This window comes from Streptomyces lanatus, assembly GCF_014655715.1.
Taxonomy (GTDB): Bacteria; Actinomycetota; Actinomycetes; order Streptomycetales; family Streptomycetaceae; genus Streptomyces; species Streptomyces lanatus.
Genome location: NZ_BNBM01000030.1, coordinates 21,631 through 38,602 on the forward strand (window position 1 = coordinate 21,631; position 16,972 = coordinate 38,602).

A 16,972-nucleotide genomic window follows, 5' to 3' on the forward strand; every position below is an offset into this window, starting at 1 on the left:
CCAGATCAGACGTTGACGCCGAAGTCCTGGGCGATGCCCACGAGACCCGAGGCGTAGCCCTGACCGACAGCGCGGAACTTCCACTCCGCGCCATTGCGGTACAGCTCGCCGAAGACCATGGCGGTCTCGGTGGCCGCGTCCTCCGAGAGGTCGTAGCGGGCGATCTCGGCGCCGCCGGCCTGGTTGATAATGCGGATGTACGCGTTCCGCACCTGGCCGAAGTTCTGCGAGCGGTTCTCCGCGTCGTAGATCGAGACCGGGAAGACGATCTTGTCGACGTCGGCCGGGAGGCCGGCGAGGTTCACTTTGATCGCCTCGTCGTCGCCCGCGCCCTCGCCGGTGCGGTTGTCACCGGTGTGGACGATGGTCTGGTCCGGCGTCTGCTTGTTGTTGAAGAAGACGAAGTGACCGTCCGAGTAGACCTTGCCCGTGGGGTTGACCGCGATCGCCGAGGCGTCGAGGTCGAAGTCCGTGCCGGTGGTGGTGCGGACGTCCCAGCCGAGGCCCACGGTGACGGCGGTCAGGCCCGGAGCCTCCTTGGTGAGCGAGACGTTGCCACCCTTGGACAGGCTTACAGCCATTGTTTGGGAGTCCCTTCCCTCGTTGCGGTACGGCTAGAAGCTACAGCTACCCCTATGAACGCAGACAGGGGTACCTCAAGTTCCAGGTGTCTTTACTTTCTTTGCCAAAGAGCACCCGTAGGGGATATTCACGTGACGTGGACCGGACAGTCGCGCGACCATGTACGACATGTCTGGTCCCTACGTCATCCGCGGCTCCGTCTCCCTCCCCGAGGCCGAGCTCATGTGGCGTTTCTCCCGATCGAGCGGCCCGGGCGGCCAGCACGTCAACACCAGTGACTCCAAGGTGGAGCTGAGCTTCGACCTCGCGAAAACGGAGTCACTGCCCGAGGTCTGGAAGGCACGAGCACTCCAGCGCCTCTCCACCCGACTCACCGACGGCGTCCTCACGGTCCGGTCCTCGGACCACCGCTCCCAGTGGCGCAACCGCGAAACAGCAGCCGTACGCCTGGCAGCCCTCCTGGCCGAGGCAACGGCCCCACCCCCCAAGCCCCGCAAGCCCACCCGCATCCCCCGAGGCATCAACGAACGCCGCCTGAGGGAAAAGAAGCAGCGAGCACAAACCAAGCGGGGCCGAACGGGCAAGGACTGGTAGGCACGCACCGGCACCCGCGTATGCCGTCTGCGGGTGCGTGGGGGCTGGTCGCGCAGTTCCCCGCGCCCCTGGGGCGTTGCAGTCCCCGACCCACCCCACAACCGTCGGCGCTACGTGAACCCCCACCGAACCCGCGCGGGCCGCCGCAGGCGCACGACGTCACACCCGCACCTCGAAATCCGTCATCCCACTGACGACGGACCACGACGAGAGGCGGCGGCCACCCCATGCCCACCGACGACGACACCGACTACCTGGCCCACCGCTTCGAGGCCCACCGATCCCACCTCCGAGCCGTGGCGCACCGCATGCTCGGCTCGACCACCGAAGCAGAGGACGCGGTCCAGGAAACCTGGTTCCGAGTCAGCCGCACCGACACCAGCACGGTCGACAACCTCGCCGGCTGGCTCACCACCGTCACGGGCCGGGTCTGCCTGGACATGCTCCGCTCCCGAAAGTCCCGCGCGGAACAACCCCTCGACACAACGTCACCCCCTCCGACCCCCACCGCCCCCACCGACCCCGAACAGGACGCCCTCCTCGCCGACTCCATAGGCGTAGCCCTACTCGTCGTACTCGACACCCTCACCCCCGCCGAACGCCTCGCCTTCGTCCTGCACGACCTGTTCGCCGTGCCGTTCGAGGAGATAGCGACCGTCCTCGACCGCACCCCCGCCGCCGCCCGCCAGCTGGCCAGCCGCGCCCGACGCCGAGTGCAGGGCGCAGAGCCGCCCGAGCACGACCGGACCTGCACCCACAGGCAGCGCCAGGTCGTCGAGGCCTTCCTGGCCGCAGCACGGGAGGGCGACTTCGAGGGCCTGCTGGACGTCCTGGACCCGGACGTCGTCGCCCGCACCGAGGCCGGCGTGACGACCGGCGCCGCGGCGGTGGCACGGGGCGCGTCGACGTTCGGTTCGGCGGCGCTCGCCGCGAGGCCCGCCCTGACCGTCCGCCACGCCCTGATCGACGGCACGACGGCGGTCGTGGCCCTGGCCGACGGCCGACTGGAACGCGCCCTGAAGTTTGCGTTCGTACGGGATCGAATCACCGTGATCGACATCGTGACGGCCCCCGACCGCCTGGCCCGCCTCGACATCGACCTGATCTAGCGCCCGCCCGGCCCGGACCGCGTGTCCGATCGCCCCACCCGCCCGAGATCCAGCACGCCCACCACCTCGTCCTCCGCCGTCTCCCCGGTGTCCCGGAACCCGAGCCCGCCGTAGAACCCCTCCGGCCCGCCGGGCCCGGGATGCCAGGTGACGTACAGAAGATCCCCACCCCGGCGGCGGATCTCCGCGCCCACGGACTCCACGGCGAACCGCCCGTACCCCCGCCCCTGTTCCCGCGCGTCGATGTTCAGCCGCCAGAGCCCGGAGCGCCGCACGCTCCCGTCGCCGTGCCAGTCGATGTCGAAGAAGGCCATCAGGAACCCGACGGCACGGTCGCCGTCGACGATGAGCCGGGGCCAGGCGACCCCCGGAGGATGCACATACGCCTCGGCGAGGGACTGCATCACGGGGGAGGACACGCGTTCCTGATCGGGCCGGACCCGTATCCCGGTCGCGGTATCGAAATTCGCAGGTGTGATGATTTCAAGACGAAGATCAGAAGTGGTCGAAGTCACCCCGGAACGGTAAGCCGGAAGATCACTCAAGGGCCAAGGAATTACGCCCGCCCACCGCTCCGCACGGAAATCAGCCCAACTGCCGGTAGCGCCCCCGGAAATACGTCAGCGGCCCCCCGTCCGCACTCGGCAGCGAGGCCGACAGAACACGCCCGATCACCAGCGTGTGGTCACCGGCGGGCACCCGCTGCTCGGTCCGGCACTCCAGCGTCGCGAGCGCGCCCCCGACCAGCGGGGCCCCGCTCTCGGTGCCACGGACGTACGGAATGTCGGCGAACAGCAGCCGATCACTGACCCGCCCCTTCATCGCGAACCGCCCGGCGATGTGCCGCTGGCTCTCCGTGAGCACCGACACCGCCCACAGCGGCTGCTCGGCGAGCAGGTCGTCCATGCGGGAGCCCTCACGCAGGCTGACCAGCACCAACGGCGGATCCAGGGACACCGACATGAACGCCGTGGCTGTCATGCCGACGTCCTCACCGGCCGGGGCGTGCGGGTCGTCCGGGTCCAGGGGCGGCTCCAGCGCGGTCACCAGGACCACACCCGCGGCGAGCCGCGACATGGCGGCTCGAAACTCGTCGTTGCTCACTCCCTCAGCATGGAGGAGGGAGGTCGAGGGCTGCGCGGCAGGGGAAGTGTTCGGCACGCCGAAAACGCTAATGTCGCTTCCCTGCACCTCACATCGGGCCTGCGCCCGAGAACGGACCTAGGACTCCCGACGGACAACCGGCGGAGTCCGGTCGCACCGGGGTCACAGTTGTGCGGAACTTGGGTTCAGTAAACGCACAGGAAAAACGCAGAAACTCCGCTCAATTGTTCACGTTTAGCTGTGACTTGAGTCACAAGAGCCATTAATTGTTGACCCTGTGTACCGAGTGGGCAGCGCGCTGTGATTCAGTGGCGGGGAACTGGCAAGGGAAGTTACGCCGAAGTAGAACCCTTGATTCGCTGCGAGGTCTCGGGGGGAGGGCGAGCATGGAGACCGAGTCGGAGCCGTACGTCCGTCTTGCGACCCTGCGGCAACTTCACCAGGTCATGGCTGACATGAACACGGCCCGTAGCCTGGCGGACACACTTCAGACCGTCGCCGACGGCGTCGTCACCGGCCTCGGCTATGAACTCGCGTGCGTCAACCTCGTACGCCCCGACGGCGACCTCGTCGTCGCCGCCTTCGCCGGCAATCCCGCAGCCGAGGCCCTCATCACCGGCCGTGTCGGCTCGCGCGATTCCTGGGAGCGCCGGCTGAACATGGGCGAGCACTGGGGCGACCTGGTCTTCATCCCGCACACCGAGGGCTGGATCCTCGACGACGACGACGTACCGCAGTGGTACACCGACGGCCCCGCGCCCCGTTTCGAGGACGAGTGGCACCCGAGCGACCGGCTCTTCGCGCCGATGTACACGCCCGGTGTGCAGGGCGGGGCGTGCGGTGAGCTGATCGGCGTCCTGTCCGTGGACCGGCCGCGCAACGGCCGGCTGCCGGGCGCATGGGGCCGCGAGGCCCTGCAGATGTACGCGTTCCAGGCGGCCATCGCCATCAGCAACGCACGTCTACGCGCGAATATGCAGCGGGCATTGGTCAGGCTGGAGCGCGACCAGCAGGCCCTGCGCGCCAGCGAGGAAAGCTTCAGGCAGGCCTTCGAGTACGCCCCCTCCGGCATGGCCATCGCCGAGATGGGCGGCGACCAGCACGGCCGCATCCTGCGCACCAACGACGCGCTCTGCCGCCTCCTCGGCCGCCCCGCCTCCGCGATGCGCCGCTACTCCTTCTCCGACCTGGTCCACCCCGAGGACATCGGCACCCTGCTGCGGACCTCGGCGGAGGGCGGCCGCGCGGAACTCCGCCTCGGCCGGCGCGACGGCACCTACGTCTGGGTCTCCCTGCGCAACTCCGTCGTCGCCGACGCCGCCGACGGCCCCCGCTTCCTCCTCACCCACGTCGAGGACATCGAGGAGCGCAAGCGCCGCGAGCTCCAGCTCGCCCACCGCGCCTCCCACGACTCGCTCACCGGCCTGCCGAACTCCGCCGAGCTGCGCGCCCGCCTGTCCGCCCGGCTCTGCAGGCGCGCCGCCCACGCGGGCGCCCTGGAGTCCATGGACGCCGCCTACGGCCACCCGGCCGTCTTCGACGCCAACGGACACGGCTTCGACTTCCCGGGCGCGGCCGCGCTGGAGGCCTTCGACCACCATGTCCACACCGTCTCCCCGGACGAGGGCGAGCGCGACGACGGCACCAAGGGGCTCGCGGTCCTCTTCTGCGACCTCGACGGCTTCAAGTCGATCAACGACCGGTTCGGGCACAACGCGGGTGACGCGGTTCTCATCGAGGTCGCCCGGCGCCTGACCCGCCAGGTACGCGACGGCGACACCGTCGCCCGGCTCGGCGGCGACGAGTTCGTGATCCTCGCCGACGGACTCGGCCGCGCCGACGCCGCCGACCTCGCCGTACGCCTGCGCAACGAGATCATCCAGCCGATCCGCGCCGAGGGCCGCGCCGTACGGGTCGGGGCGAGCTTCGGCATCGGGTGGGCACACTGCGGGATGACCGCGGACGAAGTGTTGAAGTCCGCTGACGAGCGGATGTACGTAGAGAAACGATCTCGTCCCAAACAGCACAGACGCGCGGGATGATCCCCAGGTCAGCGAGCTGATGCGATCCGAGTCACCCGTTTGGGCCATCAGGAGCGGGTAGGCTCGCCATTCTGACCCCACGTATCGCATCTGCCCGCACCTGGTGAGGAGACCCAAGGGATGACGTCCGGCAACAACGGGGCGAGCACGCCCGAGGACGACGACCCGTTCGGCTACCTCTACGCCGATGGTCAGGCCAATGGCGCCCAGCCGCCCTCCGGCGGCGGGGGCTACGGCTACCCGGGCTCGGTCAACCGTGTACGCGCGGTCGGACAGCGCCAGTACGGCCAGCAGGCCCCGGCCCCGCAGATCCCCCAGCAACAGGGCACCTACGGCCAGCCGAACGCCCACTACGCCGCCCCGGAAACCCTCCCCGGCGGCGCCCCCACGACGGCCCAGCCGGCGTACAGCGGCGGCTCGGGGTCGGGCCGCGGTGGCGGCCCCAACACCAAGGGCCTGCTGATCGGCGCGATCGCGGTCGTGGCGGCGGTCGTCATCGGGATCAGCGTGGCGATGCTGGGCGGGGACGACGACAAGGGCAACGAGGCCGACGGTTCCGGCTCGACGCCGACGCAGAGCCAGAGCGCCGAGTCCAGCCCGTCGGCGAGCAGCAGTGCGGAGGAACAGGCCGAGCTGCCGAAGATCGACGCGAAGGCGCTGCGCTTGGAGGGCGGCGCCACCACGGCGTCGGAGTTCAAGGGCGCCAAGGCGGAGGGCGGCGTCTATGTGACCGGTTTCAACCAGGTCGGAGCCAAGGTCACCTGGACCGTCAACGGCATCGAGAAGGCCGGCACATACCGGCTGTACGTGCACTACGGCGTCCCGGGGAAGGACGCCGACGCGACGCTGGTGGTCAACGGCACGGCCCAGTCACGGGTCCTGAACATGGAGAACTTCGGCAACACCCCCGAGGGCGACTGGGAAAAGGGCTGGAAAGACACGTGGTCCAACGTGAACCTGAACAAGGGCACGAACACGATCACGCTTGCCTGTAACGACGGCAACCAGTGCGACGCGGTCCTTGACCAGATGTACCTCACCGGGGAAAGCGGCAACTGAGCAGAGTCAGGCCGCGCTGACCTCCCCGCTCACCGCCACCCGCCCCAGCAACTCCTCGTACGTCCCCCGGTCGAACTCCCCGGCCACCGGCGCCAGGACGCTCGCCGCGCTCAGTGCTGCCGCGCGGGCCAGTCGGTCCGGCCAGGGGAGCTTCTCCACCAGGCCCGACAGCAGGCCCGCGACCGCCGCGTCGCCGGCGCCTGTCGGGTTGCCGTGCAGGGAAGCGGGCGGGACGGCCCGCCAGCGGCCTTCCGGGGCCAGGGCCAGCAGGCCCGACCTGCCGAGGGAGGCGACCACGGCGCGGGCGCCCCGGCGGCGGGCGTCCTGCGTCGCGCGCAGCGGCTCGTGGGAGCCGGTCAGTTCGGCCAGTTCGTCGGCGTTGGGCTTGATGATGTCGGGGCGGGCGGCGACACCCCGGCGCAGTGCCTCGCCGGCCGTGTCCAGCAGCACCGGCACCTCCGCGGCCTTCGCGGCCCGTACGAGACCGGCGTACGCCCCGACCGGCACGCCCGGCGGCAGGCTGCCGCACAGGGCCACCGCGGAGGCGGACGTCAGCAGGTCCTCGTATGCCTCCTGGAAGGCGGACCACTCGGCGGGTGTGATCGTCGGGCCGGGCTCATTGAGCTGGGTCGTGTCGCCCGTGTGGGCGTCGACGACGGCGATCGTGCGGCGGGTCGGGCCCGTCACGGGCACCAGCGCGTCCACCACGCCCCGCGTCCCGGTCAGTTGCTCCTGGACCACCAGGCCCGTCGCGCCGCCCGTGAACCCCGTGACCGTCACCTCGTGCCCTAGGGCCGCCAGCACGCGGGCCACGTTCAGGCCCTTGCCGCCGGGGCGTTCGGTCACCTCGGTGACGCGGTGGGAGGTGTGGGGTCGTAGCGCCGGTACGCGATAGGTGATGTCGAGAGCGGTGTTCAGCGTGACCGTCAGAATCACCTGGGCCGACCTCCCCCGAAGAGTTCAGAACGCGTGTGCCGTCCGTCCGCCGGAAGTTCCCCGCGGAGATCCCGATCATGCCAAAAGGGCGGCGGCCGTCCCAGTCTCGCAGGACAACCACCGCCCCCAACAGGCGGACACATCACCCCAGTTGGGGATCGACCACCCATTCTCCCCGGCGCATCACGCCCTTGAGGTCGAAGGCGGAGTCGAGAATGACCAGGTCGGCGTCCTTGCCGGGCTCCAGGGAGCCGATGCGGTCGTAGCGGCCCAGGAGCTTCGCGGGGTTCGCGGACAGGGCCGACACGGCGTGCTCCACCGGCAGCCGGTCCACCGTCACCGCCCGCTTGAAGGCGCGGTCGAGGGTGAGGGTCGAGCCCGCGATCGAGCCGCCTTCGACGAGGCGTGCCACTCCGTCGGCGACCTCCACCTCCAACGGGCCCAGCATGTAACGCCCGTCGCCGAAGCCGGCCGCGTCCATCGCGTCCGTGATGAACGCGACCCGGTCCGCGCCCGCGTGATGGAACGCCAGCTGAAGGGCGGCCGGGTGCAGGTGGGTGCCGTCGTTGATCAGCTCGACCGTCACCCGCTCGTCCTCCAGCAGGGCCGCGATCGGGCCCGGCTCACGGTGGCCGAGGGGCGGCATCGCGTTGAAGAGATGGGTGGCGACCGTCGCCCCCGCCTCGATCGCCGCCACCGTCTGCTCGTACGTCGCGTCCGTGTGCCCGATCGCCGCGATGACGCCGTGTTCGGCGAGGAGGCGTACGGAGTCGATGCCGCCCGGCAGTTCGGTGGCGAGGGTGACCATCGCGGCGTGGCCCCGCGCGGCGTCGATCAGCTTGCGGACCTCCGCCGGGTCGGGGTCGCGCAGCAGCTCCTCGGAGTGCGCGCCCTTGCGGCACGGGGAGATGAACGGGCCCTCGAAATGGATGCCCGCGATATCGCCCTGCTCGGCCAGCTCGGACAGCAGGCCCGCGCGCCGGGTGAGGAAGTCCATGTCGCCGGTGACGGTGGAGGCGACGAGGGTGGTGGTGCCGTGCAGGCGGTGGGTGTGGATGCCTTTGACCACGTCGTCCGGCGTGCCTGAAGTGAAGGAGGCTCCTCCTCCACCGTGGTTGTGGATGTCCACGAAGCCGGGCACTACGTGGTGGCCGGTGAGGTCGATGCGGTGGGCGTTCTCCGGGGCCGCGGCGGCGATTCGGGTGCCGTCGATGATCACCTCGCCGTCCTTGACGGTTCCCGTCGGCGTGACGACGTTGGCGCCGGACAGGATGAGGGGGATCTTGTCCGTCGCGGGGTGCGGGTGCGTTGTGGCTGGTCGCGCCCCGCGGCGGAGCCGCATATTGGCGCTGTCCCGCGCCCCTGGGTGGGCTGTCATCAGGCCGATTCCTCCGTACGGTCGGTTTGGTCGAGGAGATCCCAGGCCAGGAGGCCGGCACCCAGGCATCCGGCGGTGTCGCCGAGGGCCGCGGGGACGATGGACGGCAACTTCTGGAAAGTCACCCGGCTCCGGACCGCGTCCCGCAGTGGTGTGAACAAGGTTTCCCCCGCCTCGGCCAGGCCGCCACCGATGATCAGGGTGCGGGGGTCCAGCAGGGTGAGGGCGGTGACCAGGCCGTCGGCGAGGGCGTCGACGGCGTTCTGCCATACCCGTACGGCGTTCGGGTCGCCGGACGTGACGGCCTTGGCGCAGTCCGCGGCGTCCACCTCGGGGTCCCCGACCGCGGCGGCCCACGCCTCGCTCACCGCCGCCGCCGACGCGAACCGCTCCAGACAGCCGTGCTGCCCGCACGGGCAGGGGGCGCCGCCGGGCCGTACGACGATGTGGCCGATCTCGCCCGCGAAGCCGTGCGCGCCCGACTCCACCCGGCCGTCGACCCCGATCGCGCCCGCGATGCCGGTGCCGAGGGCCACGAAGAGGTACCGGTCGGCGCCCCGGCCCGCTCCGATGCGGCCTTCGGCCAGCCCTCCGGTGCGGACGTCGTGGCCGAGGGCGACGGGGATGCCGCCGAGCCGTTCGGACAGCAGCCGGCGCAGGGGTACGTCGCGCCAGCCGAGGTTGGCCGCGTAGGCGGCGATGCCCCGCTGCTCGTCGACGATGCCGGGGACGGCGACGCCGGCGGCGACCGCGGGCTCGCCGAAGCGCTCTTCGCCGTACGCGCGCAGTTCGGCGGCGAAGTCGAGGATGCCGTCGATGACCGCGTCGGGCCCGCGCTCGCGCCCGGTCGGGCGGCGGGCTTGATGGAGCAGCTCGCCGCTCGTCCCCGCGAGCGCGGCTTTCATCCCGGTTCCGCCCACATCGAGGGCGATGACGTGTCTCACGGGGGACAGTGTCCCTTGCGCACCCGCGAGAGGTCTAGTCCACTTACGTGGTGTAGACCTTAGGGGGCAATATGTATGACGTTTCGAAATTTTCGAACTTGGGTGTGGGGCGGTACCGCGTGCAGCGGCGTAGTCGTATTCGTGATCGTGGTCGTACGGGAGTGGTCGCGGCCGTGTCCGCGCTGGGGCTGACGGCGGCCCTGGGCGGCTGCGGGCTGACCGGAGACTCCGGCGGGGTGACGCTGAGACTGGTCGCCGCGGACTACGGGGACAGCGAGTCGAACAGCTCCCAGAAGTACTGGGACAAGCTCGTCGAGGCCTACGAGGCCGAGCACCCCGGCGTCACGGTCGACGTCACCGTCTACTCCTGGAGCGACGTCGACGCCAAGGTCAAGGAGATGGTCGACGCCGGGAAGGCGCCGGACATGGCGCAGATCGGCGCGTACGCCGACTACGCCGCGAAGGGCCTCCTCTACGAGGCCGACGAACTGCTCTCGATCCCCGTCCAGGCCGACTTCGTCGCGCAGTTCGCGGACGCGGGGCAGGTGAAGTCGGTGCAGTACGGCATCCCCTTCGCGTCCTCCACCCGCCTGCTCTTCTACAACAAGACCCTCTTCCAGAAGGCCGGACTCGACGCGCCGAAGACCTGGAAGGAACTGGCCGCCGACGCCGAGGCCCTCAAGGCGCAGGGCGTGAAGTACCCGTACGCCCTGCCGCTCGGGCCCGAGGAGGCGCAGGCCGAGACGATGCAGTGGCTGCTCAGCGGCGGGGGCGGCTACACCGACAACGCCTCCGGCACCTACAGCATCGACTCCGCGGAGAACGTCGCCACCTTCAACTGGCTCAAGAACGACCTGGTCGGCAAGGGGCTGACGGGGCCGGTGGCGCCGGGGAAGCTGAACCGGGCGGCCGCGTTCTCCGCGTTCGCGGACGGTGACGTCGGCATGCTCAACGGCCACCCGTCCCTGATGCAGACGGCCGCGAAGAAGGGCGTCAAGTTCGGCATGGTGCCGATGCCCGGCGTCGACGGGCCGAGCAAGGTCTCCATGGGCGTCGCGGACTGGATGATGGCCTTCAAGGAGAACGGCCACGCGGACGAGGTCGGCGACTTCCTCGACTTCGTCTACGACAAGCAGAACGTCCTCGACTTCTCCCGCGAGTACAACCTGCTCCCCGTCACGAACTCCGCGTCCACGGTGATGACCGCGGCCGACGAGGACGCCGACCTCAAGCCCTTCCTCGAGGAACTCCCCCTCTCCGAGCTCTACCCGGTCGGCCGGACGTCCTGGGCGGCGATCAGCGCGGACGTCAAGAAGCGGATCGGCGGCACGGTGGCGGCGGGTGGCAGCCCGTCGGCGATCCTGGGGCAGTTGCAGCTGGCGGCGACGCGGGCGGAGAGCGCGGAGTAGCCGCCGCTGTCAGTGGCGGGGGTTACGGTGCGACCCATGGACCAGGACCCGACGAAGCCCGCCCTCGCGGACCGCGAGCGGGCCATCCTCGCGCTGGAACGCCGGGGCTTCACCGGCCCCGGCGCGAAGGAGCGCGCGATACGGGAGGAACTGGGCCTGGCCCCCGTCCGCTACTACCAGCTCCTGAACGCCCTGCTGGATGATCCGCGGGCGCTGGAACATGATCCGGTGACGGTGAATCGGTTGCGGAGGGTGCGGGAGGTTCGGCGGGGGGAGCGGTGAGTTTTCTTCGCCCCCGCCGCCCCTACCCGTCCCGCCCTGGGGCTCCGCCCCAGACCCCGCTCCTCAAACGCCGGAGGGGCTGACTACCCAGCAGTCCCCGGGGACGGGACGCGTAGGGGCGGCGGGGGCGAAAAAATCAGCGCCCCGCCAGCCGCGCGTGCGAGCGCACCCCGCTGGATAAGGTCCCCCCATGGACAGCCACAAGGATCTGCCCACCCCCACCACCCAACCCGGCCGGGACGGACTCGCCGCTCTCCTGGCCCGTCCCTCCCGCGCCCTCATCGCCCTCGACTTCGACGGCACGCTCGCCCCGATCGTCCCGGACCCGGAGCAGGCCAGGGCCCACCCCGACGCCCTCCCCGCCCTGGCAGCCCTCGCGCCGAAGGTCGCCGCCGTCGCCGTGGTCACCGGGCGGCCCGCCGACGTCGCCGTGCGGTACGGCGGTTTCGGTGGGGTTCCGGGGCTGGAGCATCTCGTCGTGCTGGGGCACTACGGTGCCGAGCGCTGGGACGCCGTGAGCGGAAAGGTCACCGCACCGGACCCCCACCCCGGTATCGCCGCCGTCCGTGCCGAGCTGCCCGCGCTGCTGGAGGGCCACGGCACCTGGATCGAGGACAAGGGACACGCCGTGGCCGTGCACACGCGCCGCGCGGCCGATCCGCAGGGCACGTTCGACGCCCTGCGCGCCCCCCTCACCGATCTCGCCACCCGCAACGGCCTGATCGTCGAACCGGGACGGATGGTGCTGGAACTGCGTCCTCCGGGCATGGACAAGGGGGTCGCGCTGAGCCGGTACGTGCGCGAGCTCGGTGTCGAGTCCGTCCTCTACGCCGGCGACGACCTCGGCGACCTCCCCGCCTACGCGGCCGTGGAGGCGCTGCGTTCCGACGGCACCTTCGGCGTCCTGGTGTGCAGCGGCAGCGAGGAGGTCACCGAGCTGTCGCAGCGGGCGGATGTCGTGGTCGACGGGCCGGAAGGGGTCGTACGGCTGTTGCGGGCGATCGCTGATCAGGTGGACCGAGGCCCCGGCCCCGGCTCCGACCCCTCCTCCAGCGCGCGCAACTGATCCAGGAACCACTGCGCCGGCGGCAACGCCGTTGCCGCCGCGGCCAGCCTCTTCGAGCGTTCCGCCCGTTCCTCCGGCCGCATCGTCAACGCCTCGTGCAGCGCCCGCGCCGTGTCGATCACGTCGTAGGGGTTGACGGGGATCGCGTCCTCGCCCAGTTCCTCGAAGGCGCCGGCCTCCCGGGAGAGCACCAGCGCGCACCCCTCGTCGGAGAGGACGGGCATCTCCTTCGCGACGAGGTTCATGCCGTCGCGAATGGGGTTGACCAGCGCCACGTCGGCGAGTCGGTAGGCGGCCAGGGAGCGGGCGAAGTCGTCCTTGACGTGGAGGACGACCGGGGTCCAGTCCGGTGTTCCGTAGCGGGAGTTGATCTCCGTCGCCAGGCGCTGGACCTCCGCCGTGTAGTCGCGGTAGACCGCCAGGTCCTGGCGGGAGGGGTACGCGAAGGCCACGTGCACGACCTTCTCCCGCCACTCGGGGTGGTCGTCGAGCAGTTGGCCGTACGCCAGCAGGCCGCGCGCGATGTTCTTCGACAGCTCGGTGCGGTCGACCCGGACGATCGTCTTCCGGCCCTCGCCGATCTCGTCGCGCAGCGCCTCCATCCGCTCGGCCACATCGGCCTGATGCGCCCGCGCCCGCAGGAAGTCCGCGTCCGCCCCCAGCCCGTGCACCCCGACCCGCGTGCCCCCGAGCCCGCCGGCGAACCGCTCCGCGCACGCCTCGAACGCGTCCGCCCACCGGCGGGTCAGGAAGCCGAGCCGGTCCGCGCCGAGCATGCCGCGGAGGAGCTGGGTGCGGATGTCGTCCGGCAGCATCCCGAAGTAGTCGGCCGGCGCCCACGGCGTGTGCGAGAAGTGGCCGATGCGGAGGTCGGGGCGCAGGTCGCGGAGCATCCCGGGCACCAGGCACAGGTGGTAGTCCTGCACCAGCACCGCCGCCCCGGGCGCCGCCTCCGCGGCCAGCGCCTGGGCGAAGGCGCGGTTGTACGTCTCGTACGCCGCCCACTGCCGCCGGAACTCCGCGTCGAAGACCGGCTCCAGCGGCGTCTGGTACAGCATGTGATGGACGAACCACAGGACCGAGTTCGCGATGCCGTTGTACGCGTCCGCGTGCACATCGGCCGGGATGGGCAGCATGCGCACGCCCTCCTCGCCGGCCCCGCGCCGCACCGCCTCCCGGTCGCCGTCGGACAGCGCCGAGCACACCCACAGCGCGCCCGCGTCCGGCCCGATCGCCGAGAGCCCGGAGACGACCCCGCCGCCGCCCCGCTTGGAGTGCAGCGAGCCGTCCTCGCCCACCGAGTACGAGACCGGACCGCGGTTCGAAGCGACCAGCACCTTGGAAGCCATACGCCACAACCTAGCCCGCCTCGGAAACGCTCAAACGTACGCTTCCGCTCAGTAGCCGAAGCCCGTACGCCCTGTATACGGCCGGTTTCCGGCGTTTACGCGACCTTCCGTGTCGCGTACTCGGCGATCTCCACCATCGGCGGCCGTTCCTCGGTGTCCACAGAGTACGTACGTGGCTCGAAACCGTCCCCGCCCCGCTCGAACTGGGTGAGGGAAGGGCGGACCAGATGTCCGCGCGCCAGCCTCAGCTGTGCCGTGCGGTAGATCGCCGCGGACATCCGGCCGAGCGCCTGTCCGTCCTGGTGGCGGTGCTTGCGCACCCCGACGTCCACCTGGGCCAGCGCGTCCAGGCCCACCAGATGCAGGGCGTCGACCAGCATGCCCAGCTCGACGCCGTATCCCACGGGGAACGGCAGCTGCTCGAGCAGCGACCTGCGTGCCGCGTACTCGCCGCCCAGCGGCTGTACGAAACCGGCCAGCTGGGGCCAGTGCATGTTCAGCAGCGGGCGGGCCATCAGTTCCGTGACCCGGCCGCCCTGCCCGGCGGCGCCGCCGAGGGGGCGGTCGTACATCGCCTTGACCAGATCGACTCCCGGGTCGGTGAGCAGCGGGCCGACGATGCCGGAGACGAACTCGGAGGAGAACTCCCTCAGGTCGGCGTCGATGAAGCAGACGATGTCGCCGGTCGTCACCAGCAGGGAGCGCCACAGGACCTCGCCCTTGCCGGGTACGGCCGGGATGCGCGGCAGGATCGCGTCGCGGTGGACGACCCTCGCACCGGCCGCCGCGGCGACCTCCGAGGTGCGGTCCGTGGAGCCGGAGTCGACCACGACGATCTCGTCGACCAGCGGGATCTGCCGGACCAGGTCATGGACGATGACCGCGACGATGTCGCCGACGGTCTCCTCCTCGTCGAGCGCGGGCAGGACGACGGAGACCGACTGGCCCGTACGCTGCTTGGCGGCCAGGATCTGGTGGACGGGGCGATCGGCGGCGGACCAGGAGCGGGTGCTCAGCCAGCGCTCGGCTTCTTCCAGCACGGTCGGTGGCTCCTCACATGTGTCTCGCGGTTCGGACGACTATCTCAACTGTCCTGGCCTTCGGTTACAGTCTTGAACAACGCCGATGACCATCGCATGTCCGAGGTCACCGAGCTGACAACCGAATACCGCTCATCCAGAGGGGCAGAGGGATACGGCCCGATGAAGCCCCGGCAACCCTCCAGCCGGTCTTTCCACGTCGTTGTGGTGAGGCTCCCGGCTAGGGAAGGTGCCAAATCCGTCTCACGGCGAGATGCGTCGTGAGGAAGATGAGGAGAAAGGGCCTCGCCTCACATGGCTGCGCAGACTGTTGCAAGCACCACTGAATCCACCGTAGACCTCGGCCCCGCCGCGGCGCTCTCCTGCCGCGAGTGCGGTCATCGGGTACCGCTCGGCCCGGTCTTCGCGTGCGAGGAGTGTTTCGGCCCGCTGGAGATCGCCTACGACTTCTCGGCCTACGACGCCGAGGAGCTCCGCAAGCGGATCGAAGCGGGTCCCGCGAACATCTGGCGTTACGCGCCGCTGCTGCCCGTCCCCGCCGACGTGGCCACCAAGCCGAACATCAACCCCGGCTGGACCCAGCTCGTCAAGGCCGACAACCTCGCGCGTGAGCTGGGCGTCGACACCGGCAAGCTGTTCATCAAGGACGACTCCGGCAACCCGACGCACTCCTTCAAGGACCGCGTCGTCGCCCAGGCCATCGAGGCCGCCCGCGCCTTCGGCTTCACCACGCTCTCCTGCTCCTCCACCGGCAACCTCGCCGGTGCCGTCGGCGCCGCGGCGGCCCGCGCCGGCTTCCGCTCCTGCGTGTTCATCCCGCACGACCTGGAGCAGGGCAAGGTCGTCATGGCCGCGGTCTACGGCGGCGAGCTCGTCGGCATCGAGGGCAACTACGACGACGTGAACCGTTTCTGCTCCGAGCTGATCGGCGACCCGGCGGGCGAGGGCTGGGGCTTCGTCAACGTCAATCTGCGGCCCTACTACGCCGAGGGCTCCAAGACCCTGGCGTACGAGATCTGCGAGCAGCTCGGCTGGCAGCTCCCCGACCAGCTGGTCGTGCCGATCGCGTCCGGCTCGCAGCTCACGAAGATCGACAAGGGTCTGCAGGAGCTGATCAAGCTCGGGCTCGTCGAGGACAAGCCGTACAAGATCTTCGGCGCCCAGGCGGAAGGGTGCTCGCCGGTGTCGACGGCCTTCAAGGCCGGCCATGACGTGGTCCGGCCCCAGAAGCCGAACACCATCGCCAAGTCCCTCGCCATCGGCAACCCGGCCGACGGGCCGTATGTCCTCGACATCGCGCGCCGCACGGGCGGGTTCGTGGAGGATGTGACGGACACACAGGTCGTCGAAGCGATCAAGATCCTGGCCCGCACGGAGGGCATCTTCGCGGAGACCGCCGGTGGTGTGACGGTGGGTGTCGCGAAGAAGCTCATCGAGAACGGGGTCCTCGACCCCACCAAGACCACCGTCGTGCTGAACACCGGCGACGGCCTGAAGACGCTGGACGCGGTGGCCGGTACCGGTCTGACCGCCACCATCCGCCCGAACCTGGACTCCTTCCGAGAGGCTGGCCTCGCATGAGCGTGACCGTTCGTATCCCCACCATCCTGCGCACCTACACCGGCGGACAGGCCGAGGTCGCCGCCGAGGGTGCCAACCTCGGTGAGGTCATCTCCGACCTGGAGAAGAACCACACCGGCATCGCCGCTCGGGTGCTCGACGACCAGGGCAAGCTGCGTCGGTTCGTGAATGTGTACGTCAATGACGACGACGTGCGTTTCGAGCAGGGGCTGGAGACGGCCACGCCCGACGGGGCCGGCGTTTCCATCATCCCGGCCGTCGCCGGAGGCTGATCGGAGCTGACCGAATGACCGAACATTACCGTCGGTAACACCGGTCACCGAGAGTTCATTGAATTGCCCCCTCCGTGAGAGAAGCGGAGGGGGCAATTCTGTGTGGTTGAGCGGGGTACAGTTGGGGAATGTGCCGCCGATCTCCGAGTCGGCTGCCCTTGATTTCTGCCGCGGGCCCGACAAGAAGTAGCCAAAGTGTGCGGGTTTTTTGCGGCTTCTGTTCCT

General features: G+C 70.2%; 17 protein-coding genes and 1 riboswitch. Of the genes, 9 read left to right on the forward strand and 8 right to left on the reverse strand.

From position 1 onward, the window contains the following. Positions 1-5 precede the first annotated feature (5 nt). A complete protein-coding gene (locus IE325_RS44365; protein WP_190075902.1) occupies positions 6-581 on the reverse strand; it encodes a TerD family protein in 576 nt (191 codons plus the stop codon). Between the two features lie 160 nt (positions 582-741). Here IE325_RS44365 and arfB point away from each other — a divergent pair, with 160 nt between their 5' ends. Together arfB and IE325_RS44375 are read left to right on the forward strand one after the other, a co-directional pair. After that, positions 742-1,176, forward strand: a complete 435-nt coding sequence (arfB, locus tag IE325_RS44370) for an alternative ribosome rescue aminoacyl-tRNA hydrolase ArfB (RefSeq protein ID WP_190075903.1) — start codon at positions 742-744, stop codon at positions 1,174-1,176. A gap of 227 nt (positions 1,177-1,403) precedes the next feature. After that, the gene (locus IE325_RS44375) at positions 1,404-2,285 is read left to right on the forward strand and encodes a sigma-70 family RNA polymerase sigma factor (protein ID WP_190075904.1); all 882 of its coding nucleotides are present in this window, start codon (positions 1,404-1,406) and stop codon (positions 2,283-2,285) included. On the opposite strand, the gene IE325_RS44380 is transcribed toward IE325_RS44375, so the two are convergent. Further along, on the reverse strand, positions 2,282-2,800 hold the full coding sequence (locus tag IE325_RS44380) for a GNAT family N-acetyltransferase (RefSeq protein WP_190075905.1): 519 nt from the start codon (positions 2,798-2,800) through the stop codon (positions 2,282-2,284). The genes IE325_RS44375 and IE325_RS44380 overlap by 4 nt on opposite strands. Positions 2,801-2,870: 70 nt before the next feature. Further along, complete coding sequence (locus tag IE325_RS44385; RefSeq protein WP_190075906.1) at positions 2,871-3,446, reverse strand: flavin reductase family protein; 576 nt, start codon at positions 3,444-3,446, stop codon at positions 2,871-2,873. 329 nt (positions 3,447-3,775) lie between these two features. On the opposite strand from IE325_RS44385, the gene cdgB reads away from it, so the two are divergent. Together cdgB and IE325_RS44395 are read left to right on the forward strand one after the other, a co-directional pair. Next, a complete protein-coding gene (gene cdgB, locus IE325_RS44390; protein WP_190075907.1) occupies positions 3,776-5,431 on the forward strand; it encodes a diguanylate cyclase CdgB in 1,656 nt (551 codons plus the stop codon). Between the two features lie 120 nt (positions 5,432-5,551). Continuing rightward, positions 5,552-6,490: a CBM35 domain-containing protein gene (locus IE325_RS44395; RefSeq protein ID WP_190075908.1), complete on the forward strand. Its 939-nt coding sequence runs from the start codon at positions 5,552-5,554 to the stop codon at positions 6,488-6,490. A 6-nt stretch (positions 6,491-6,496) separates the two neighbouring features. On the opposite strand, the gene IE325_RS44400 is transcribed toward IE325_RS44395, so the two are convergent. The 3 genes from IE325_RS44400 to IE325_RS44410 all read right to left on the reverse strand — a co-directional run bounded on the left by IE325_RS44400 (position 6,497) and on the right by IE325_RS44410 (position 9,748). Further along, positions 6,497-7,426, reverse strand: a complete 930-nt coding sequence (locus tag IE325_RS44400; RefSeq protein ID WP_190075909.1) for a 1-phosphofructokinase family hexose kinase — start codon at positions 7,424-7,426, stop codon at positions 6,497-6,499. A 142-nt stretch (positions 7,427-7,568) separates the two neighbouring features. Continuing rightward, complete coding sequence (gene nagA / locus IE325_RS44405; RefSeq protein WP_229912538.1) at positions 7,569-8,699, reverse strand: N-acetylglucosamine-6-phosphate deacetylase; 1,131 nt, start codon at positions 8,697-8,699, stop codon at positions 7,569-7,571. A gap of 104 nt (positions 8,700-8,803) precedes the next feature. Continuing rightward, positions 8,804-9,748: an ROK family protein gene (locus IE325_RS44410; protein WP_190075911.1), complete on the reverse strand. Its 945-nt coding sequence runs from the start codon at positions 9,746-9,748 to the stop codon at positions 8,804-8,806. Positions 9,749-9,885: 137 nt separating this feature from the next. Here IE325_RS44410 and IE325_RS44415 point away from each other — a divergent pair, with 137 nt between their 5' ends. From IE325_RS44415 to otsB, 3 genes are all read left to right on the forward strand, one after another. After that, on the forward strand, positions 9,886-11,157 hold the full coding sequence (locus IE325_RS44415) for an ABC transporter substrate-binding protein (protein ID WP_444546210.1): 1,272 nt from the start codon (positions 9,886-9,888) through the stop codon (positions 11,155-11,157). A gap of 36 nt (positions 11,158-11,193) precedes the next feature. Further along, a complete protein-coding gene (locus tag IE325_RS44420; RefSeq protein WP_190075913.1) occupies positions 11,194-11,439 on the forward strand; it encodes a DUF3263 domain-containing protein in 246 nt (81 codons plus the stop codon). A gap of 190 nt (positions 11,440-11,629) precedes the next feature. Next, positions 11,630-12,505 (forward strand): trehalose-phosphatase, encoded by an 876-nt coding sequence (gene otsB / locus IE325_RS44425; RefSeq protein WP_190075914.1) that lies wholly within the window; start codon positions 11,630-11,632, stop codon positions 12,503-12,505. Here otsB and IE325_RS44430 read toward each other — a convergent pair. Beyond that, the gene (locus IE325_RS44430; protein ID WP_190075915.1) at positions 12,448-13,854 is read right to left on the reverse strand and encodes an alpha,alpha-trehalose-phosphate synthase (UDP-forming); all 1,407 of its coding nucleotides are present in this window, start codon (positions 13,852-13,854) and stop codon (positions 12,448-12,450) included. The two genes, otsB and IE325_RS44430, sit on opposite strands and share 58 nt — an antisense overlap. A 95-nt stretch (positions 13,855-13,949) precedes the next feature. Then, positions 13,950-14,894, reverse strand: a complete 945-nt coding sequence (locus IE325_RS44435) for a glucosyl-3-phosphoglycerate synthase (protein ID WP_190075916.1) — start codon at positions 14,892-14,894, stop codon at positions 13,950-13,952. A gap of 129 nt (positions 14,895-15,023) precedes the next feature. Next, positions 15,024-15,170, forward strand: a riboswitch (SAM riboswitch). A gap of 18 nt (positions 15,171-15,188) precedes the next feature. Here IE325_RS44435 and thrC point away from each other — a divergent pair. Together thrC and IE325_RS44445 are read left to right on the forward strand one after the other, a co-directional pair. Then, positions 15,189-16,475, forward strand: a complete 1,287-nt coding sequence (gene thrC, locus IE325_RS44440; RefSeq protein WP_190075917.1) for a threonine synthase — start codon at positions 15,189-15,191, stop codon at positions 16,473-16,475. Continuing rightward, positions 16,472-16,747 (forward strand): MoaD/ThiS family protein, encoded by a 276-nt coding sequence (locus tag IE325_RS44445; protein ID WP_190075918.1) that lies wholly within the window; start codon positions 16,472-16,474, stop codon positions 16,745-16,747. The genes thrC and IE325_RS44445 overlap by 4 nt, the downstream gene beginning before the upstream one ends. The last annotated feature ends 225 nt before the right edge of the window (positions 16,748-16,972 follow it).